Below are 21100 nucleotides of genomic sequence, written 5' to 3' on the forward strand. Positions count from 1 at the left end.
TTAAATACTAAGCTAAATGACTAAAAAGTCGAAAAAAATGAAAATAAATTAACTTATTTTTCAATAAAACCACAAAGAATAGAGTTGATGATCGGATAACGTTCATCTTTATTGCTGTGATTAAGTTCTTGCAAAAGCTCTACTTTACGTTAACGTAAGATTGAAACGAGTGTTTTAATTTGATGGTTGTTGGTTAGGGTATTAGTATTTGATTATATTGATAAAAATTAGGTTACCTTAAGGTGAGTACAAAACGCAGAGGCTATTGCTGTAAAGGTTTGTTCTACTAAAGTTTTGTAATTATTGATTTACGACATGTTTTTTTATTACGTGTGTTATTACCTATCTTTTTTATTGGTAATTAGGTAAGACCATTTAATTTTACAGGGTTGATTACACAGTTTTAAAGTAATTTAAATTGTTTATTTTCAATAATTTGTTTTGAAAATTCTCTTTTGGTATGACCATTTTAAAACTGAGGGTGTTGATGGTTTTTTACCGAATTGGTAAAGGGGTAACTGTTGCAAATACAACTGTTTTTGCGTAGTTTTTACTGCGAAACGAACATTTGATGGTTTTATTTGAATTAAAGTTTTACCGGTAAACGTAAGTCGCTCAGATTAATTTGCAGCATGTTAAGCAAACAACTTTAGTTACTCTGAATTATTGAGTTTATTAGTCACTTTTCATTCAAAGCGGTAATCCAAACAGAAATGTTCAACCAGTTTGAAAAACAATGACAGTCGCGTCAAGGGAGCCTGGTTATGACGGCAGAGCAATTAATAGCACAGTACAGTAAGACAACATCTGAACAGCCCCGCGGCTCGTCAGATCTAGTGATTACTGGTCCAGCAATAGCAGGACAAGAAAATGTGTTTAACGAAGGTGCATTAGCATTACTTAATAGCTTATGTAGTCGTTTTGCCGCAGAAGTGCCACAGCTGCTTGAAAAGCGTAAACAAAAACAAGCGCGTATTGATAACGGTGAATTACCTGACTTTTTACCTGAGACCCGTGCAATACGTGATGGTAATTGGTCTATTCGTGGTATTCCACACGACTTAACCGATCGTCGTGTCGAAATAACCGGTCCTGTGGACCGTAAAATGATTATTAATGCTTTAAACGCTAACGTTAAAGTGTTTATGGCGGACTTTGAAGACTCATTAGCGCCAAGCTGGCAGAAAGTGGTTGAAGGGCAAATCAATTTGCGTGATGCGGTTCGTGGTGATATTGAGTTTACCTCGCCAGATGGTAAACAATATAAGCTAAACCCCGATCCTGCGGTACTCATTGCCCGTGTTCGTGGTCTGCATTTAAAAGAGAAACATGTTGAATACAAAGGCCAAGCTATTCCAGGCGGTTTGATGGATTTCGCCTTATATTTTTACCATAACTATCACCAGCTATTGGCTAATAATTCAGGTCCTTATTTTTATCTTCCTAAACTTGAAAGTCATGTTGAAGCGCGCTGGTGGGCAAAAGTGTTTGCCTTTGTTGAAGAACGTTTTTGCTTAAAACCTGGCACGATTAAATGTACCTGTTTAATTGAGACTTTGCCTGCTGTGTTTGAAATGGACGAAATTCTCTATGAACTGCGTTCAAACATAGTTGCACTGAACTGTGGCCGTTGGGATTACATTTTTAGTTATATTAAAACCTTAAAACGCCATGCTGACAGAGTCTTACCTGATCGCCAGGCGGTGACCATGGACACCAAATTTTTAAGCGCTTATTCACGCTTGTTGATTAAAATCTGTCACAAACGTGGTGCACTAGCCATGGGCGGTATGGCGGCATTTATTCCAGCAAAAGATGAAGCAACTAACGAACTTGTACTGAAAAAAGTGCGTAGTGACAAAGAGCTAGAAGCCCGTAACGGTCATGATGGTACATGGGTGGCACACCCAGGATTAGCGGATACCGCAATGAAAATATTCAATGATTATATTGGCGGCGATAGAACTAACCAATTGCACATTACCCGTGATGTTGACGCGCCAATTCTTGCCTCTGAATTACTTGAACCGTGCAATGGTGAACGCACTGAATCAGGCATGCGTCTTAATATTCGTATAGCTGTGCAATACATAGAAGCCTGGATCCAAGGTAATGGCTGTGTGCCAATTTACGGTTTGATGGAGGATGCTGCAACCGCTGAAATTTCACGCACCTCAATTTGGCAGTGGATCCAGCATGGCAAAACATTATCTAACGATAAATTAGTCACTAAAGATTTGTTTAGAAGCATGCTGGCAGAAGAGCTAGTGAATGTTCAACAAGAATTAGGTGATGAACGTTATCAAGCTGGCCAGTTTGCAAAAGCCGCTGAATTACTTGAGCAAATTACTACATCAGATGAATTGGTGGATTTTTTAACGTTACCAGGATATGAGCTACTAACCGCTTAATATAACAAATGTTTAATTATAGAATCTCAGGTGCTGCCGTGATAACTGACTCGCAGTCGCAGAGAAAAAGTAATACGTTCGTGTTTCACCAGCAGTAAGTGGGTTCAGGTTATTGCGACCAAGCCACAACCTGTATTCAAGGTGGTAAGCCTTCAGTAACAGCACTAACTGGTTCAACTGAAAAAGAGCCGTTTTAAGTTTTAAATGTACCGTTTTACAGTTTAGTCGCTTTGCGACTGTTGTAACCCCGTGCGGTTCTCCTACAGGCCGCACGGGACTTTTATCCGACCTTTTGGATCATAAGCCCATAAGCTTTGTCGTTGATTCTTATTGTTGGTGTACTTCCTACCCGTAAGTTTTTAACCAATTCGTTTGTGTTACGGCCCTTTATGGGCCGCTTTTTTTATGCTAAATGACATAATATCAACTTGGGTATTAATAAGATCTCCATCACTGGGTGATCTTGAGTATACTTGTCACAATATATCCACAATTATTTAATCAAAAAAGACAACTATGACAGCCAATCAATCTCATAAAGGTGTTGAATATTGGACCAAGCGCATTAGTGATCAAGAGATGCCAGCCCTATGTTCAACCGTTAGAGATTTAGAGCAGCTTGCCAAGGATGACGTCTCCTCTTTATCGTTACTCGGTCGCAGTGTGATGCACGATAATGCATTAACTTCACGCATTTTACGGGTTGCTAATAGCGCAATTTACAATAAAGGTATTAATCAAGTGTCTACCGTTAGCCGAGCGGCTGTGGTACTAGGGTTTGATACCATTAGAAATATCTGCCTAACTGCTAGATTATTATCCAGTTTACTTGAAAGTCATAATCTTTCAGACAGTGTATTTAAACGCTTATTAAAGCTGATGGCCCAATCGTTTCATGGGGCAATGATCGCCCGTATGATGGTGAGCGATCGTGATGAAGCCTTAAGAGAAGAAGTGTTTATTGCTACATTACTCTATCGCATTGGTGAAAGTGCTTTCTGGAGTACGGGTGGCACATTGGTGGATGAATTGGATGCAAAATTGCTATCCAATCCTGATAGTGTTGAGCAGTTAAGTATTATCCGTGGTGAGCTTGGGACATCATTTAATCAATTAACCCAAGGCATTGCCAGAAACTGGGGCTTAGGTGGCATGCTACTTAAAGCATTGAATAACCCCGATGAACGTATGCCTGAAATTCGGTGTATTTTTATTGCCGATAAACTGGCTGAGTCTATTGCCCAGCCTCAGTTAGATCCGCAAGGTTTTCAAAAACGGTTAAAGCAAGCGGCTGATATGCTTGATATTAGCATTGAAGAGTTTAACTTACGCTTGGTGCGTTGTAATCAAGTTACCCATAAATTAGCGGTCGATTATGGTGCTAAAATATTAGTTGAATTTATTCCCGATACTGAAAAAGTGTTTGAATCACTTGATGCTCCTCAACCTGAAAGCATACTGCGTGAGGCCAATTTATCGATTCAGTTGACTAAACTACGTGAGTTAACGGGTTTTGCTATTACTAAAACCGACTTTAATCAGGTAATGCAAACTGCGTTAGAAGGGATATTTACCGGTGTAGGGGTAGACCGTTGCGGGGTGTTGTTATTGTCACCTAATCGAAAAACGCTGCTGCCAAGAGTCGCCATGGGTGATGATGCGCAAACCATGAAAACTAATTTTGTTATTGAGTTAACGGATCACAAATCTATTTTTGCCCAGTGTATTGAACAAAAGAAACCCTATTGGGTATCTCAAGTCAGTGGGTCTGAGCCACAAAGTTTGGCTAGTGATCTGACTGAAGACTTGTCGCGAGAAGGCTTTTTAATTGCACCGCTAATGGTTGGCACTAAGGTGCTAGGTGTTTTTTATGCTGATAGGCATGCTTCATTTAGACGATTTGAACAAGCTGATTTTGATGCTTTTACCCATTTTTCACAACTTGCTAATGTGTGCTTTAGCGTGGCAATGAAATAAGTTTTACATTATTTATCGACTTAAAAAAAGCCCTTAATGATAAGTCACTAAGGGCTTTTTAATATAACTAATTTGAGTTTTTTTCGATTAGTAATAGCCGTATTATTGTTTAATTAACGATGTGATACGTTTGGCTTTATCATTTGGAATGGGAAAGCTTAAATGATATTGCGCTATCTTCCAGCCTTGTTCAGTATTAATTAGCGCACCAGTACCACGGCTAATGCCGTACGAGGGGCTATAAAGCTGTTCATCAAATACAATAACATCGCCAATTTGAAGTAAATGACGAGCTTGAAGATCATAGCGCCAGCCATTAGTGGGTGTTGCATATTGTTTAAATTGCTCCATATTCCAACGCTCATTGGCGTCAGTGCCAATAAAAATCGCATCTGGGTGATATAAGCTAAAATAGCTTTCCCAGTTAGCCGACATGGCACTTTCATGTAGCTGGTTGAGTAAGCCATTAACATTGTGACTATCTTCTTCTGTTAAGCCCTGGCTATCTAATGCTTGGTCAACTTGGTTTAGGTTTGTGATAACAGCTGGCGTTTCATCACTGCTTAGCTCACTTGCAAGTGTTTGTTGGTTACTTTTATTTGTTACCGCTTTACTCGCTTGTTCTGCAGTGGTTTCACTATCGAGATGTTGTAGCGAATTAGCATTAATATCAAATGCACTAACCGTTGTGAGTAATACTGCGATAAAGCCAAGTTTATGAATAATTGATTGCATGGTTATCCCTGCTAAATAAAACTAATGTTGTGTTGTTATCATTGTTATTGTTTGTAAAAAAACAGACGTTCAGTATTTTTGATAAGTATATGGCGATATATTAGCCTTGAGTAAATGATACTTTTAGTGCCAATGTATTGGGTCTAATTGATAAAACTGACTTAACTCGTTATACAGTTTAGGATGTTGTTGAAAGAACTGTTTTGGTTTTTCAAAAAAGGTTTCGCTTATCACCGCAAAAAACTCTGCTGGATTAGTCGCACCATAGTAATTGAATAATGACGGTATTTGCTGTGACGCGCAATACTGTAACTGATTAAATTCTTTACCTAGCGTGGATGACCAATGGGCATAATCTTTAATTTGTCTTAATGCCGGCGCGCCATTTGCGGGACCATTTTCTTGATCGAGTTGATGAGCAAATTCATGGATCACCACATTTTCACCGTCATAAGGGTCTGCTGCGCCATTTAACGTGTTTTGCCATGACAGAATAACTTTACCATTTCCCCACGACTCACCTAATAAGACACTTCTATGCTGTGATGTTACGCCAGCAAAATCGACTTTTTGTTGTTCTACGATAAATGCGTGTGGGTAAATTAAAATCTGCTTGAGGTTAGGGTAGTAGTTCGTTTTACGATTAAGCAGCAGTAAACAAGCTTGTGCAGCAACCGTGACTTTCATCTCATCGGTAATCATCAGTCCGTCACAGCCAATAAATTGTTTTTCATCTATAAAAATTTGAATATGTTTCTTAAGCTGTAGCTGTAAATCAGTTGGCATGCTTTTAAAATACGGAAATCGATGACGTAATATAATGCGCCATGATTTAGGGAAAGCTTGCTGGCAAACATTTTGGCGATGACGTTCTCGTCTAAATGAGGCGCTGGTTATCCAACCTATTGCTACAGTAGCAATAATGGAGACAATTATAATGGCAATCATGAGCACGCTCAAATTTAGGTGATAAACAAGAGATGGGGTAATGTTAATCAATTTTCAAGCAGATAAAAAAACTGGCATACAATTAATGCTGCCAGTAAAAAGGGTGGGGATAGAGCAATACTACTTTTATGACTATGTAGGAATAGATTTAAGTTGAGTTTCTAATTCAAACTTTTGATAAAGCTTTTGTTTATCTTCATCAGATAACAGGTTGTGTTCTGCGATCAAATGCCTGATTAATTTTGATTTAGCTAATTGACTCGCCTGGCTAAACTGCGCCAATTGATTAATTGCCTGTTCACTTAAGGTAAATGTGGCACGTCTAAAAGGCTGTTTACTGACCTGGGTTACTGATTCAGCTTTTACATTAATAGACGCTATTGCGCGTTTGTTATCACGACATTGTAAAAAGTCGACAACGTTGCTGGGCCGAGCAAACTCATGGGTTTGCCCTAGTGCATATAAGCTGGCAGTGTCGATAAACTCTTCAACAGACATCTGCCTCTTAAAACTCGATTTACATAACGAGGCGTTTTTCTTGAGATCGGCCAGTGCCATAATTCCCCCTCAGTGAAGTGACATTTCGCGGCGATAACCGCTGTTCCATTATTTGCTTAGCATTTTCAGCTTGCAGTAACTCACACGCTATTGCGCGCATTTCTTCAGCCGCTTTACCATTAGGTTCTATTTCAATAACCGATAAACCCGACTCTTCGCTGTCATCATAAATGTTACGGCAGTAATTAATTGCCTCTAATACGTCAATGTCATAGGTACGACAGACATCTTTCGCTTCTAGAATTCGCCCAGCTTGATTAGGTAAATTAGGGCATTGAGTGATCACAAAGGCGGCGCGCATTTTAGGATTGATCATCATACAAGTAGACACAATATCATCCATGTGGCTGACGGTTTTAAGATCACGTCGTTTTGGCCTAAGTGGCATGAGTACATGTGATGCCACAGACATTGTTGCTCTAAGGGCAAGGTTGTCTTGACCACCGCAATCAACCAGAACATAGTCATAATGCAGCTCTAGACTTAATAAATCATTACGGATTTTTCCGTAAAGTTGCACACAGTTAATCGGCGGTAGTTGTGGATTATTGTTACGCGCTTGGATCCAATCTGATGTTGTTCGTTGTGGGTCACAATCGACCATAATGACACTGGCTTTTGTTTCTTTGGTAAGAAATACAGCGATATTTTGGGCTAGACAGCTTTTACCACTACCGCCTTTTTCGCCACCAACTAGAATAATCATTTTACCTGCCCCTCATCATTGAGTGATATACCTTACTTTAATCTTGTGTGGTATGGCACGTCAATTAGCTGATTTTTGACACTTTTTATAAACTGTCTAGATGATTTTTTGTTGACGCTATTCTGTTGTTAGACAAAAAATTGACCCTGATGGGAAGACAGTGTCAATGTTGCCAAAAGGTTAATGAAATGAGTTGCTTGAAGCGGATATTTTAAAAAACGATTTTATTAAATTAAGGTGCTTGAATAGAATGATTGTTTTAATATAATCAAATGTAACTATTTTCTATTTTATTATTTCAAAATAATATAAATAATTGTTTTATATCGAGGCAAAGCAGACACATGAATGAGCAGCAGCTACTTGAAGCGATTAACCAGACTATGCCTTTTGGTAAATATGCCGGGCGAAAGTTATTAGAATTACCCGAACCCTATTTAGTCTGGTTTCATGCCAAAGGGTTTCCTGAAGGCAAGTTAGGTCAGCAGTTAGCATTAATGTACGAGGTGAAGTTGAATGGGCTTGAAGGCATGCTACAACCACTTTTAAATAAAAACTCACAACGATTTGATTAAGTTAAACGTTGCTAAAGTTTGATTTTTCTTTACCCGTAAATTTGATTTAACTAATACAAAGCCATTTTTCTCAAATAGGGGTTTAGATAGATATGATGCATCAACGCTGAGTTGGTTATAGTGTTGCGCAGTCGCCCATTGCTGCGCGTGTTGAAGCAACTGAGTTGCTAAACCCTGGTGTTGGTAGCCTGGGTGGACATAAAGACAATCGATATATCCTCGGCTTTGGTATGTTGTTTCAAGACCAATAAATCCTAATACGTTTTTGAATTCATCTTCAATGACCCAAGCTTTGCTAAGTTTATATTGCTGCAGCCAATACTTGGTTGAGCGAGGCGCTGCAGACCAAGCATTTTTTTTGGCATCATTATACCTAGGATGGTTAATGGCTTGCACTGACTGATGATAAATATGGCTGATATCAGCAGCGTGGCTAGGTAGGAAACTAACGATGTTTAGTTGGGTCATGGTATTTTATCAGGAGGGTTATAAAAAATCGGTCAACTCAGTTTAAGTTAACTTAGCTAGGATTAACCGATTATTAAAGTATAAATTTTTTGCAGTATCAGCCGTAAATCGATGGTTACTTTTTAATAATATGACCGACAAACATAATTTCATCAAAGGTACGGTCCAGGCTTGCGCTTTTAAAGTCGCTCATCCACATTTGTTCAGACATTTCAACATTGTCGCCTTTCACTATTTCAACTTGAGGACCCGCAGCCCAATAAGTTTTATCGGCTTCTTTAACTTGAACATAGGTATAACCACCGCCATTCATAGTATCAATAACTTCACCTTGATGGACAACACCTTCAGCCCAGGCCGATGACACACCTAAAACAAGCATTGTAGCGGCGAGTGCTTTAATCAATTTTGTTTTCATTAATGTTCCTTAATTGTTTTTAGTATTGGCGTCATTAAAACACGCGAGATAGCTACCGTCTGTGATCCAAGCCAAAAATTATCTATGGCTAATGTAATTAATATTCACAATTTGTTGCTGACCTATTTTGTAACCATACTGGCAAACAAAGTCAATAAATGCTTCAGGTAGGTTTTTACTTTCTACCGGTTGCTGCCACAGGGCTTTTAAAAGTGCACCATATCCCTCACGTCCAGTCGCTGTGTAAGAACTGGATACCCCGATATAAAGCTCATTAGGCTGTAATAGCACCCATTGCTCGTTTCGATACACTTCAATAAGGGTAATTCTGGCGCCTAAAGGTTGGGTCCCATCATAGCTATAACGGATCCCATATGGGTATGGAAAACTGCCTGCACCTGTGCCTATTACACCATTATTGGTGGCGGCGTTAATGGTCGACTCTAGCACCTCAATTATGTATTCGCCTTTGATTTGATAGGTCACTAAGGGCAATTCAAAAGGTAATATACGGCCAAATACATCGGCTACCGAAAGCTGACCTTTACTGAGTGATTGCCTTACGCCACCGGCATTGTGCAGTGCAAAATCCAATTTAGGCTCAACTAATTGAGTCGCTTTAAACATGCTTCTACTGACCCAAGGCGCAATTTCACTGCCGTGGGGAAAATGTTTACTGGGCAGGCGAGTATGAATAAAGTCTTTTGGAATATGGGCCAATATTTGACTTTCTAATGCCACTAAAGCAGGACGATACTGTGATTGAATCACCTCATCAATGGCATTATCTTGCGCAGCGTTAAGCATATTCGGATGCTGGCGAAGAGTATTGATGAGTGTGTGTTGTAGTGTGTCCGCTACCACCTCATCAGATGCTTGACTCACTTCCACCTTGTTACCTAGCATAAAGTAGTTATCACCAGTAAATTGACACACTTTGCCTTCTTTATCCAAAGATAGCTCAAGTAGACCTATGGTTTCGGCATACTTTCCCGCGTGAAAAATAGGAGTGTTATTAACGGTTTCGCCGTAGGGAAGGTGAGACATGCCAACGGCACTAAAATCACCTTGTAAGGTATGTGAATGACCGCCAATAATTAGACTGATACCATCGACTTTACTGGCAAGTTCTCGGTCTTGATCTAACCCTAAGTGGCTTAACACTAGGATATGTTTTATCCCTTGTTGATGTAATGCATCTACGGTACGTTTAGTCGTTTCAATAGCGTTGACAAACAAGGTGTCAGGATCAGGTCTGGCAATCAGCGGCATTTGATCTAACGTAATACCAATAATGGCCATTTGCGTATCATAAAAAGGCTTGATTAAGGTTTTAGCAATGCCTTGCTCAACGTTGTAATCTAATAATTGAGGGTGATCACGCAGTACGCCTTCTTTTTGAGTTTCTTCTTGGCTTAAGTCCATATTACCGGCCATTAACGGGAATTCGATGCGATTTAAAAAGGCTTTTACTGGACTGTTACCAGCATCGATTTCATGATTACCAAGTACCATAGCATCGGGTTTAAGTAAATTGAGTAAATGGGCGTTTGCTGAACCTTGAAATTCACGAAAATACAGTGTGCCTTGGAAGCTGTCGCCACCGTGAAGAAATAAGAACGGCTGTTGTTTAGCATGTGCTTGCTGGCGCGCTTGTTCAATGCGATATCCCAGCCGAGCATATCCGCCTGTATCGACTTTTAGGCTGTAAGCTTGCTGTTGATGTTGCAGGGTAAACTTGACCTGGCTTGGCTCAAAGTTAGAGTGGGTATCATTAATGTGGGCAATGGATAAACGGTAAGATTTTGGCATTTTTTTCCTCAGCTGATTGCCCTTATGCTAGCATTTTTAGATCAGCAGGTACTAATTTACCTCACTCAACGGTATCATCTTAGGGATACTTTAGCTGTGATACCGTTAAGCAAGGATAAACTTAGCTTTATGATTCAGTTTAGCCTATACGCTATCTGAATCTTATTTGATTATGAATTAATGGGTTTCGCCATCATTTGATAGCACTATGCCTTTACTTTCAATTCGACGTAACCATAGCTTTCGCGCTAATGCTTGCATGTCTGGCGCTAAATCCTTGGAGTCGACAATTTCTAAACCAATTAACGTTTCGATAATATCTTCAATAGTGACAATGCCTTCACTTGAACCATACTCATCAACCACTAATGCCATTTTTGCATTACGTTTTATCATCATTTGAAACAGTGGCAGTACTTTTGCGGATGCAGGAATAACCAGTAAGCTTTTTAGCAGATCGCCAATTGGCGTTTCTGGTGTCTGGCGGGCCGAGAGCAAAATATCATTACGATTAACATAACCAATCACATTGTCACGGTCACCCTCATATAAAGGAATACGAGTGAAAGGACTGGTTAGGTGTTGGTCAATAAACTTTGAATGACTAATGTGAGTGGGCAGTTTAAAAATTACCGTTCTAGGCGTCATTATATTAGCAACACTCATGTCTTTGACTGACAGCATTTGCATTAAAATTTGTGACTCTTGCTCACCCAACTCACCACTGTCTTTACCCATTTTGGTCATAGCGCTGAGTTCTTGACGAATATATTGGCCTTGTTCGCCTTTGCCTAAAAGACTGGTTACTTTTTGTGACATCCAAATAAGTGGAAGGGTTAATTTTTCCATCCAAAATAAACAGACTGACACTGTTGGCGCAAGTTTACGCCAATGATTGGCGCCTAATGTTTTAGGAATAATTTCTGATAAGAATAAAATTAAAAATGTTAATACTGCAGAAAATACCCCAAGCATTTCACTGCCAAACACCACAGAGGCTTGAGCACCTGCAACCGCTGCGCCGGCAGTATGAGAGATGGTATTTAAGGTTAAAATTGATACGAGAGGAGATTCGACATTCTTTTTTTGCTTATCAAGCAAAGCGGCAATTTTAGGATTGGATTCTCTTAAATTGGCAATGTAACTTGGGGTTACAGATAAAAGAACCGCTTCAAAAACACTACAAAAAAACGAAATCGCAATAGCGATAAATACAATAAAAAACAGAGTTAACATATATGTGGTGAAAACTTCCTAATAGCAGGCAATATTGCCAAGGGCTATTATCATATATTCATATTGTTAAATCCAGATATACTGGCTAAAACGTGACGCTGCCTGTATAATTCGCCGCCCTGTTACAGGTTTTAGGTGTTTGAGGTTAGGCTAATGAGTGAAAAGAAAATCAATTTATTAAATCTTGATCGTAAAGGACTGCGAGCATTGTTCAGCGAAATGGGTGAAAAACCGTTCCGTGCCGATCAATTAATGAAGTGGATTTATCACTTTGGTGTTAGCGACTTCGAAGAAATGAACAATATAAACAAAGCATTGCGAGCTAAACTTGCTGCTAGATGTGAAATTGTTGCACCTGAAATTGCCAGTTTTCAAAAATCAAATGATGGCACAATTAAATTCGCTATTGACGTCGGTCAAGGTCAAGAAGTTGAAACCGTTTATATACCTGAAGAAGGACGTGCAACCTTATGCGTGTCTTCTCAAGTAGGTTGTGCACTTGAGTGTACTTTCTGTTCTACGGGGCAGCAAGGATTTAACCGTAACTTAACCGTGTCTGAAATTGTCGGTCAAGTTTGGCGTGTATCGCAATTTTTAGGTTTTCATAAGGATACCGGCGACCGTCCTATTTCTAACGTAGTAATGATGGGAATGGGCGAGCCGTTATTAAACCTTGCTAACGTTATCCCAGCAATGGACATTATGTTAGATGATTTTGGGTTTAGTCTTTCTAAGCGTCGAGTAACTCTATCAACATCGGGTGTTGTGCCTGCACTGGATAAACTAGGTGATTTAATCGATGTGGCCCTAGCAGTCAGCATCCATGCGCCTAATGACGAGCTACGTGATGTGCTTGTTCCAGTTAACAAAAAATATCCATTACAAGAGTTCTTAGCCGGCATTCGTCGTTATTTAGCTAAGTCTAATGCTAATCGTGGCCGCGTTACTGTTGAATATGTCATGCTCGATCATATCAACGACAGTACAGATCAAGCGCACGAATTAGCCAAACTAATGAAAGACACCCCTTGTAAGATAAATTTAATTCCATTTAATCCTTACCCAGGTTCGCCCTATGGACGTTCTTCTAATTCACGTATTGATCGTTTCTCTAAAGTCCTTGTGGAGTACGGTTTAACTGTGATTGTTCGTAAAACCCGTGGTGATGATATTGATGCAGCATGTGGTCAACTGGCTGGTGATATCCGTGACCGCACCAAACGTTTAGCAAAAAAACAAATGCAACAAAACCAGATTTCAGTCACAATGGATTAACTCTTTGTTTTGCACAATAAATAGGCCATAAAATGAAACAAGGAATACAGTACATTGCAATAGTGGGTTTATTAGGTGCATCTTTAAGTGGCTGTGTTACCGAACGAACTTACACCGGTACAGACATACCTGTTGCAGAGCGAGATATTGATAAAGTTGCTGCAGCGCGTGAACGTATGCAATTAGGGCTCACGTATTTACGTCTTGGTAATGGCGAGCAAGCTAAATATAATTTAGATAAAGCGATTGAATTTGCACCACACATAAGTGAAGTTCATGTTGCTATGGCTTATTATTATCAAACTGTGGGTGATTTAACACGCACAGAAGACGCCTATGGTGATGCAATTAAAGCCAGTGATGCATCTGGTGATGCTAAAAATAATTTTGGTGTGTTTTTATGCCAGCAGAAAAAATATGCCCGCGCTGAAACCATGCTACTAGAGGCGATAGAAACACCTAAATATACCCGAGTCGCATCAAGTTATGAAAATTTAGGTGTGTGTAGCCGTAATAACGGTGAACCAGAAAAAGCGCGACAGTATTTTAAGATGGCGTTAAAATACGATCCGCGTCGAGGCAACACATTAATTGGATTGACAGAGTTGGCCATGGATGATGCCGACTATGCAGACGCTCGCAATATTTTATCAAGATATCATCAGGTTGCGAATGAAACTGCAGAAAGCTTAGCGTTAGGGATAAAAATAGAACAGGAAATTGGCGACATTAACGCCATGAAACGATTTGGTATTACCTTGATAGCCAAATTTCCAACATCTTCTCAAGCCAAAGAATATAGAGCAAACTTGCTTAAATGATAAAAGAACAATTAGACGAAACTACTGAAGTAGCAGCAGTATTAAATGACATTGCCACCGTCGGGGCAATACTAAAAGCAGCGCGTGAGAAAAAAGGTGTTACTGTTGAGGCGGCAGCATTGCAGCTGCATTTACGTCCCAGAATTCTGAACGATATTGAAGCTGATAATTTTACTAATATTTCATCTAATACCTATGCACGTGGTTATATCAAGAACTACGCGCGTTTTGTTGATGCCGATATTGTTTTAATAAAGCAATGCCTAGATCAGCAAATACCTGAATATGTCCCCCCAACGATGCAAAGTTTCTCGCGTAAAACAACCCGTCAAGCTAGGGATAGCCGAGTAAACTTGGTCACCTATGCGATTGTGATTATTTTGCTCGCTATGTTGGTGTTATGGTGGGTACAGAAATCAGATGTATTAACTGAGTCTAACTTCGCTTTACCAACAGTTGAAGAAATACAAGCTGAAACTGCCAATACTCAATCTGGGGTGTTAGTGCCGACTCAAAGAGATGCCGCGACTGGTTCCATCGAGGCAATTGAACCTACTAATCCGCAATCTGAGCAATTAGGTATCACAGAGAATGAATTAATTCAAAATGCTGCAGAAACTAATCTAGGTGCAAGTGAAGTCAATCAAACTGATAACCTTGTTAGCAATAGTAATGCCTCTAGTAACAATGGTTCTGCTAATCGCGATAACCTAAGCGCGACTCAACAGCCTAGTGTCACTGTGCCAGCGCCTATAGCTTCAATACCATCTGCTACGGCAGACAATAATACTGTTTCTAGTGCTAGTACCTCAGTTGTAACTATGGATGTGACAGCTGATTGTTGGATTAACCTTGTCGATGTTACTGGTAAAGTCTTGATCGATGGTGTTAAAAAATCAGGGCATAACGTTAAAGTTACAGGTGAAGCACCTTTCAAGTTGATTTTAGGTGCGCCACAGTCGGTAACGTTAGCCGTTGATGGCAATAATATTGATTTATCTGAGTATACTAATGGCCGTGTGGCGCGATTAACGTTAACTAAGCCATAGTCCTAGTTTGGGTTTGCTGTTATTTTGCTAACTCAATTGCTTATGCATTCTGATGAATCAATTTTTTGCGCTGATTGAATAGCCAAATTGATAAAACCAAATTGACAAAAATTAGTAGAGCAATATTGCATGTATAACGAATCTCCAATTATCCGCAGACCTTCAACACGCATTTATGTTGGAAACGTCCCGATTGGTGACGGCGCACCCATTGCTGTGCAGTCGATGACCAATACAAAAACCGATGATGTAGCCGCTACAGTTGCGCAAATTCTTGCCCTTGAAAAAGTGGGCGCTGACATTGTACGTGTTTCTGTACCGACGATGGATTCAGCCGAAGCATTTAAACTCATTAAGCAGCAAGTGAATGTACCCTTAGTGGCCGATATTCATTTTGATTATCGTATTGCATTAAAAGTGGCTGAATACGGCGCAGATTGTTTACGCATAAACCCCGGCAATATAGGTAATGAAGCCCGTATCCGCAGTGTGGTAGAATGCGCACGCGATAAAAACATTCCAATACGTATTGGGGTTAACGGTGGTTCATTAGAAAAAGATCTCATGGATAAGTACCGTGAACCCACACCTCAAGCGCTAGTTGAATCGGCTATGCGTCATGTAGATATTCTAGACCGTCTTAACTTTGATCAATTTAAAGTCAGCGTAAAAGCCTCCGATGTATTTCTTGCGGTCGAATCTTACCGTTTATTGGCTAAGCAAATTAGACAACCATTGCATTTAGGCATTACTGAAGCGGGTGGTTTACGCTCTGGTTCCGTTAAGTCGGCAGTTGGATTAGGCATGTTACTCGCCGAAGGTATTGGCGATACAATACGTATTTCGTTAGCCGCAGATCCAATTGAAGAAATCAAAGTCGGATTCGATATTTTAAAGTCACTGCGTATTCGCAGCCGTGGTATTAACTTTATTGCTTGTCCATCTTGTTCTCGTCAAGAGTTTGATGTGATAGCAACAGTAAATGAATTAGAACGCCGCCTAGAAGATGTCACAACAGCTATGGATGTATCCATTATTGGTTGCGTCGTTAATGGACCAGGTGAAGCCTTGGTTTCCCACATAGGCCTAACGGGTGGCAGTAACAAAAGTGGCTACTATGATGATGGTGAACGTCAAAAAGAGCGTTTTGACAATAATAATATTGTTGATGGGCTAGAAGCTAAAATTCGTGCAAAAGCCCGTTTAATGGCTAACAGAATTGCTATTAGCGATAAAACCGAATAATTTTGTGCCAATGCTAAACCTTAAATTATTTTAGGGTTCAAGCATTGGTGATTTTTTATCAGCTAACTGAGATGCAGTTAGCTTAGCAACAGAATGGACGAGTTACCTGTGGCAAAACAAATCCAAGCAATTCGTGGTATGAATGATCTTCTACCCACCCAAAGTCCAGTTTGGCAAAAAGTTGAGTCGATTATTCGCTCTTCAGTCAGTGCTTTTGGTTATAGCGAAATTCGAACTCCAATTGTAGAAAGTACCGAACTTTTCAAACGTTCTATTGGTGAAGTCACCGATATTGTTGAAAAAGAGATGTACACCTTTGAAGACCGTAATGGCGACAGTTTAACGCTTCGACCTGAAGGTACTGCATCAACAGTGCGTGCAGGTAATGAACACGGTTTACTCTATAACCAAGAGCAGCGCTTGTGGTATATGGGGCCTATGTTCCGCCATGAACGTCCTCAAAAAGGGCGTTATCGTCAATTTCACCAGTTTGGCGTTGAAATTTACGGTATTGGCAGTGCCGATATTGATGCAGAAGTCTTGATGCTTTCAGCCCGATTATGGCAGCAGTTAGGCATTGAAGATCACGTATCATTAGAATTAAATACCTTAGGTGATCCAGCAGAGCGCGCCGCGTATCGTGATGCATTAATTGCGTTTTTAGAACAACACAAAGATGTGCTTGACGAAGACAGCAAGCGTCGTATGTATACTAATCCACTTCGTGTTCTCGATTCTAAAGATCAGCAAGTGCAGGCTTTATTGTCCGATGCGCCAGCGTTAATGGATTACTTAGGTGAAGACTCGAAAACACATTTTTCAACATTATGTGAACTCTTAGACGCTGTGGGTATCCAATACACCATTAATCCGCGTTTAGTGCGTGGATTAGACTATTACAACCGCACAGTATTTGAATGGGTAACAAGCAGTTTAGGCTCGCAAGGTACTGTATTAGCCGGTGGCCGTTACGACGGCTTAGTTGGTCAATTAGGTGGAAAAGATACTCCCGCAGTGGGTTTTGCTATGGGATTAGAGCGCATTGTATTGCTGCTTGAAACCTTAGAGCTTAATGATGATATTGCTCCAGAAGTTGATATTTATGTCACGGCAATGGGCGATAATTGTCTTGTTGAAGCGATTAAAGTCGCGCAAGAGTTGCGTCAGGGGCTACCAAGCCTTAAAGTCATGAGTCATTGTGGCGGTGGTAATTTTAAAAAGCAGATGAAGCGTGCTGATAAAAGCGGTGCACAATTTGCGTTAATTATTGGTGAGAATGAAATTACCAATAATCAAGTGGCTATTAAGCCGTTAAGAAACAATAACGAACAACAATTAGTTACCCGCAGTGAGCTGGTAGCTAAAATTGCAGAACTGATTTAGAAAGGGGAAGTGCGCGTGGAAATTTATAGCACAGAAGAACAACAAGTAGATGCTATCAAGCAGTTCGGTAAAGATTATGGCGCATCTATTATAGTCGGCGCTGTAGTAGGTTTAGGCGGTTTATATGGCTGGAATACTTATTCTGATATGAAAGTGACCGCATCAGAAGAAGCCTCTGAATCTTTTGATAAATTGGTTGTTAATGCAGCCAATCCAGCATTATTTATTGAAGGTGCTGAAAGCTTCGTTAAAGCTCATGATCAAAAAGGTTACCAAGCATTACTGGAATTAATGACAGCGAAAGCGGCTGTTGAGTCTGGTGATTTTGTTAAGGCTGAAGATGCTTATAAGCGCGTTATTGTTGCTAAGCCTGGCTCAGGTATAGATATGGTGGCAACGATCCGTTTAGCACGCTTACAAGCTGAGCAAGACAATGTTGGCACTGCATTAAAAACTTTGGAGGCTGTCACTGATGATGCGTTCAAATCGCAACGCGAAGAATTAAAAGGTGATTTTTTGATTCGTCAAGGCGATGTAGACAGTGCAAAACAGGCATATCAAACAGCAATTGATAATGGCGGCGCATTAACTAATCCAGCATTGACAATGAAGTTAGATAACCTAAACAAAGCATAAGGAATTACCCAATGAAGTTATGGTGTAAAAATTTCCTTGCCGTTGGGTTAGGTATGGCCCTTATTTCTGGGTGTTCTTCAAACGATGTTGAAGAAGAGCCGGTTAGTGAGCTAGTCGAAATTCAAGCAAGTGTATTCCCTCAAGTGAGTTGGAGTACCAGTATTGGTAATGGCGTAGGTGATTATTACTCACAACTTCGTCCAGCAATACGTTATGGTAAAATTTTTGTAGCAGATCGCAACGGCAATGTGAGTGCTTATGATCAGCAAACCCTAGAGTTAGTATGGGAAAAGGACTTTTCTAGCGAGTTTGAAGAAAAACTGAACATTAAAACCAAAGGTATACGTTTAGCCGCCGGTATTACCGCTGCACGTGACAAAGTGTTTGTGGGCGGTGAAACCGGTCTGTTAGTGGCATTGGATGAAGCAACAGGTGATGTTGTTTGGTCAGTACAAGCTAACGGTGAATTATTATCTGCGCCCACAGTTGCAGAAGATGTCGTGACTGTTCACAGTAGTAAAGGTGCTTTTGAAGCATTTAATATCGACAGTGGCGAAAAGTTATGGAGCCATGACATGCAGCTTCCGAATCTAACCCTACGCGGTACAGGGTCGGCGGCATATGAAGCTGGTGGATTTTTTATTGGTACTGCTGATGGTAAAATTGCTGTTGTAGTTAAAAACAGTGGCCAAATTGCTTGGGAGCAAGCTATTTTTACCCCAACTGGCGGTAATGAATTTACCCGCATGGCTGATGTGGATATGACGCCATTGATTTTAGGGGACAATTTATACGCCATTAGCTATAACGGTAATTTAGTTTCCATGGAGTTACGCACTGGTCGAGTGATTTGGTCACGTAAGTATTCAAGTTTCAACGAACTTGCAGAAGCCGGTTTAAGTTTATATTTAGTGGATGATCGTAGTCGAATTTATTCGGTTGATCGCCGCAATGGACTGGAACTTTGGAGCAATTCGACCCTTAAAAATCGTGAACTTACTTCACCAGCCATTATTGGTCAGTACTTAATTGTAGGCGATTTTGAAGGTTATCTTCATGTATTAAATCGTGAAGACGGTGCCGTTGTTGGCCGAGTTGAAGTTGATAGCGATGGCTTATATGGCCAACCTTTGGTTGTAGATGATAAAATTTATCTACAAACTCGCAATGGTACATTAGCTGTTGTAACCCTAAACGGTGACGGCAGTGTTGCAACAAACGAAGAAGTTGCTGCTGACGAATAATTTCGCAGCAGCAATTTTTAGACAATAGAGTATAATGTACTCTATTAGAGCCCCTGGAAGCTTTCCGGGGGCTTTTTATTGAGAAGTATTTTAGAGGCAAAATCATGATCCCTGTAGTGGCCCTTGTTGGGCGACCCAATGTCGGAAAATCGACGTTATTTAATCGTCTAACACGCACCCGTGATGCATTAGTCGCCGACTTTCCTGGCTTAACTCGTGACCGTAAATACGGCCGAGCGTTTTTAGCTGGCTATGAATTCATTGTGGTTGATACCGGCGGTATCGATGGCTCAGAAGAGGGGATCGAAACTAAAATGGCAGAGCAGTCATTAGCTGCTATTGAAGAAGCTGATGTTGTTTTGTTTATGACCGATGCAAGAGCAGGCTTAACGGCTGCTGATTTAGCTATCGCTCAACATCTACGTAGTCGCGATAAAGTCACCTTTGTTGTGGCTAATAAAGTCGATGGTATTGACGGTGACTCTGAGTGTGCTGAGTTTTGGTCGCTTGGTTTAGGTCAAGTGTATCAAATGGCCGCGGCTCAAGGCCGTGGCGTTACCAACATGATTGATTACGCCTTAACACCTTATGCTGAAGCTATGGGGATTGTCCGTATCGAAGAAGATACTGGTGATGTAGTTGAGCGTGAATATACTGAAGAAGAAGCTGAAGCTGAACAAGCCCGTTTACAAAGCTTACCGATAAAACTAGCGATTATTGGTAAACCCAATGTCGGTAAATCAACGCTTATTAACCGTATTTTAGGTGAAGAAAGGGTTGTTGTTTATGATGAGCCTGGTACCACCCGTGACAGTATTTATATTCCGATGGAACGTGAAGGTCGTGAGTATGTCCTTATCGATACCGCAGGTGTTCGTCGCCGCAGTAAAGTACATGAGGTCATTGAAAAATTCTCTGTTATTAAGACCCTTAAAGCCGTTGAAGACTGTAACGTTGTGTTACTTGTTATTGACGCCCATGAAGGTATTGCCGAGCAAGATTTAGGTTTGTTAGGTTTTACCCTAAATGCTGGCCGGGCATTAGTTATCGCGGTAAATAAATGGGACGGTATTGATCAAAATATTAAAGACCGCGTAAAAAGCGAATTAGACCGCCGTTTAGGTTTTATCGATTTTGCTCGTATTCACTTTATTTCTGCACTTCATGGTACGGGTGTAGGCCATTTGTATGAATCTATTGAAGAAGCTTATGATAGTGCGACACGTCGTGTGAGTACTTCAATGTTGACTCGTGTTATGCAAATGTCTCAAGATGATCACCAGCCACCATTGGTGAATGGTCGCCGAGTTAAGCTTAAGTATGCCCATGCTGGTGGTTATAATCCGCCAATCGTCGTGATACACGGTAACCAGGTAACTAAGTTACCCGATTCGTATAAGCGTTATATGATGAATTATTTCCGCCGTTCATTGAAGGTGGTTGGTACGCCAATTCAATTACGTTTCCATGAAGGTGCTAACCCGTTTGAAGGCCGTGGCGAGAAGTTAACTTTAAGCCAAGAGCGTCGTCGTAAACGTGCTACTAGCCATATTCGTGATCGCAAATAAGATTGTGATTCATAAAAAGCCTGACTTGTTCAGGC

19 protein-coding genes and 1 pseudogene are annotated in these 21100 nt (G+C 40.4%); 12 read left to right on the plus strand and 8 right to left on the minus strand.

Annotated elements, in window-relative coordinates; all coding sequences use genetic code 11:
* Positions 1 to 764 precede the first annotated feature (764 nt).
* The 3 genes and pseudogenes from aceB to ACRWP9_RS08010 all read left to right on the plus strand — a co-directional run bounded on the left by aceB (position 765) and on the right by ACRWP9_RS08010 (position 4388).
* Positions 765 to 2411: a malate synthase A gene (gene aceB, locus ACRWP9_RS08000; protein ID WP_434928654.1), complete on the plus strand. Its 1647-nt coding sequence runs from the start codon at positions 765 to 767 to the stop codon at positions 2409 to 2411.
* A gap of 62 nt (positions 2412 to 2473) precedes the next feature.
* Positions 2474 to 2608 (plus strand): annotated as a pseudogene (locus ACRWP9_RS08005) (isocitrate lyase); the annotation flags it as partial.
* Positions 2609 to 2927: 319 nt separating this feature from the next.
* Positions 2928 to 4388 carry an HDOD domain-containing protein gene (locus tag ACRWP9_RS08010; RefSeq protein WP_434928655.1) on the plus strand — a complete coding sequence of 487 codons (1461 nt, stop codon included), beginning with the start codon at positions 2928 to 2930 and terminating at the stop codon, positions 4386 to 4388.
* A gap of 102 nt (positions 4389 to 4490) precedes the next feature.
* On the opposite strand, the gene ACRWP9_RS08015 is transcribed toward ACRWP9_RS08010, so the two are convergent.
* The 4 genes from ACRWP9_RS08015 to ACRWP9_RS08030 all read right to left on the minus strand — a co-directional run bounded on the left by ACRWP9_RS08015 (position 4491) and on the right by ACRWP9_RS08030 (position 7335).
* Positions 4491 to 5123 (minus strand): nuclear transport factor 2 family protein, encoded by a 633-nt coding sequence (locus ACRWP9_RS08015; protein ID WP_434928656.1) that lies wholly within the window; start codon positions 5121 to 5123, stop codon positions 4491 to 4493.
* A 123-nt stretch (positions 5124 to 5246) separates the two neighbouring features.
* Complete coding sequence (locus tag ACRWP9_RS08020; RefSeq protein ID WP_434928657.1) at positions 5247 to 6071, minus strand: M90 family metallopeptidase; 825 nt, start codon at positions 6069 to 6071, stop codon at positions 5247 to 5249.
* Positions 6072 to 6203: 132 nt separating this feature from the next.
* Positions 6204 to 6569, minus strand: coding sequence for a CopG family transcriptional regulator (locus ACRWP9_RS08025; protein ID WP_434928658.1), 366 nt, complete (start codon positions 6567 to 6569; stop codon positions 6204 to 6206).
* Positions 6570 to 6588: 19 nt separating this feature from the next.
* Positions 6589 to 7335, minus strand: a complete 747-nt coding sequence (locus ACRWP9_RS08030; protein WP_434928659.1) for an AAA family ATPase — start codon at positions 7333 to 7335, stop codon at positions 6589 to 6591.
* A 344-nt stretch (positions 7336 to 7679) separates the two neighbouring features.
* Here ACRWP9_RS08030 and ACRWP9_RS08035 point away from each other — a divergent pair, with 344 nt between their 5' ends.
* Positions 7680 to 7910: a DUF3820 family protein gene (locus ACRWP9_RS08035; protein WP_434928660.1), complete on the plus strand. Its 231-nt coding sequence runs from the start codon at positions 7680 to 7682 to the stop codon at positions 7908 to 7910.
* Here the strand turns inward: ACRWP9_RS08035 and ACRWP9_RS08040 are convergent.
* The 4 genes from ACRWP9_RS08040 to ACRWP9_RS08055 all read right to left on the minus strand — a co-directional run bounded on the left by ACRWP9_RS08040 (position 7893) and on the right by ACRWP9_RS08055 (position 11844).
* The gene (locus ACRWP9_RS08040; RefSeq protein ID WP_434928661.1) at positions 7893 to 8378 is read right to left on the minus strand and encodes a GNAT family N-acetyltransferase; all 486 of its coding nucleotides are present in this window, start codon (positions 8376 to 8378) and stop codon (positions 7893 to 7895) included. The genes ACRWP9_RS08035 and ACRWP9_RS08040 overlap by 18 nt on opposite strands.
* 115 nt (positions 8379 to 8493) lie before the next feature.
* Positions 8494 to 8796, minus strand: coding sequence for an NrfJ (locus ACRWP9_RS08045; RefSeq protein ID WP_434928662.1), 303 nt, complete (start codon positions 8794 to 8796; stop codon positions 8494 to 8496).
* Positions 8797 to 8874: 78 nt separating this feature from the next.
* Positions 8875 to 10608, minus strand: coding sequence for a bifunctional metallophosphatase/5'-nucleotidase (locus ACRWP9_RS08050; protein ID WP_434928663.1), 1734 nt, complete (start codon positions 10606 to 10608; stop codon positions 8875 to 8877).
* Between the two features lie 177 nt (positions 10609 to 10785).
* Positions 10786 to 11844, minus strand: coding sequence for a CNNM domain-containing protein (locus ACRWP9_RS08055; RefSeq protein ID WP_434928664.1), 1059 nt, complete (start codon positions 11842 to 11844; stop codon positions 10786 to 10788).
* A gap of 153 nt (positions 11845 to 11997) precedes the next feature.
* On the opposite strand from ACRWP9_RS08055, the gene ACRWP9_RS08060 reads away from it, so the two are divergent.
* The 8 genes from ACRWP9_RS08060 (at position 11998) to der (ending at position 21065) form a co-directional block, all read left to right on the plus strand.
* Positions 11998 to 13119 (plus strand): bifunctional tRNA (adenosine(37)-C2)-methyltransferase TrmG/ribosomal RNA large subunit methyltransferase RlmN, encoded by a 1122-nt coding sequence (locus ACRWP9_RS08060; protein ID WP_434928665.1) that lies wholly within the window; start codon positions 11998 to 12000, stop codon positions 13117 to 13119.
* 32 nt (positions 13120 to 13151) lie between these two features.
* Positions 13152 to 13940 (plus strand): type IV pilus biogenesis/stability protein PilW, encoded by a 789-nt coding sequence (gene pilW, locus ACRWP9_RS08065; protein ID WP_434928666.1) that lies wholly within the window; start codon positions 13152 to 13154, stop codon positions 13938 to 13940.
* Positions 13937 to 14989, plus strand: coding sequence for a RodZ domain-containing protein (locus tag ACRWP9_RS08070; protein ID WP_434928667.1), 1053 nt, complete (start codon positions 13937 to 13939; stop codon positions 14987 to 14989). The genes pilW and ACRWP9_RS08070 overlap by 4 nt, the downstream gene beginning before the upstream one ends.
* A 129-nt stretch (positions 14990 to 15118) precedes the next feature.
* Entirely contained in the window at positions 15119 to 16234 is a 1116-nt protein-coding gene (ispG, locus tag ACRWP9_RS08075) for a flavodoxin-dependent (E)-4-hydroxy-3-methylbut-2-enyl-diphosphate synthase (RefSeq protein WP_226410536.1), read from the plus strand.
* 108 nt (positions 16235 to 16342) lie between these two features.
* Complete coding sequence (gene hisS / locus ACRWP9_RS08080; protein WP_226410535.1) at positions 16343 to 17617, plus strand: histidine--tRNA ligase; 1275 nt, start codon at positions 16343 to 16345, stop codon at positions 17615 to 17617.
* Positions 17618 to 17632: 15 nt separating this feature from the next.
* Positions 17633 to 18253: a tetratricopeptide repeat protein gene (locus tag ACRWP9_RS08085; protein WP_434928668.1), complete on the plus strand. Its 621-nt coding sequence runs from the start codon at positions 17633 to 17635 to the stop codon at positions 18251 to 18253.
* A gap of 11 nt (positions 18254 to 18264) precedes the next feature.
* Entirely contained in the window at positions 18265 to 19497 is a 1233-nt protein-coding gene (gene bamB, locus ACRWP9_RS08090; RefSeq protein ID WP_434928669.1) for an outer membrane protein assembly factor BamB, read from the plus strand.
* Positions 19498 to 19601: 104 nt separating this feature from the next.
* The gene (gene der / locus ACRWP9_RS08095; RefSeq protein ID WP_226410532.1) at positions 19602 to 21065 is read left to right on the plus strand and encodes a ribosome biogenesis GTPase Der; all 1464 of its coding nucleotides are present in this window, start codon (positions 19602 to 19604) and stop codon (positions 21063 to 21065) included.
* The last annotated feature ends 35 nt before the right edge of the window (positions 21066 to 21100 follow it).

The sequence above is a fragment of the Shewanella sp. HL-SH2 genome, from assembly GCF_051164935.1.
Taxonomy (GTDB): domain Bacteria; phylum Pseudomonadota; class Gammaproteobacteria; order Enterobacterales; family Shewanellaceae; genus Shewanella; species Shewanella glacialimarina.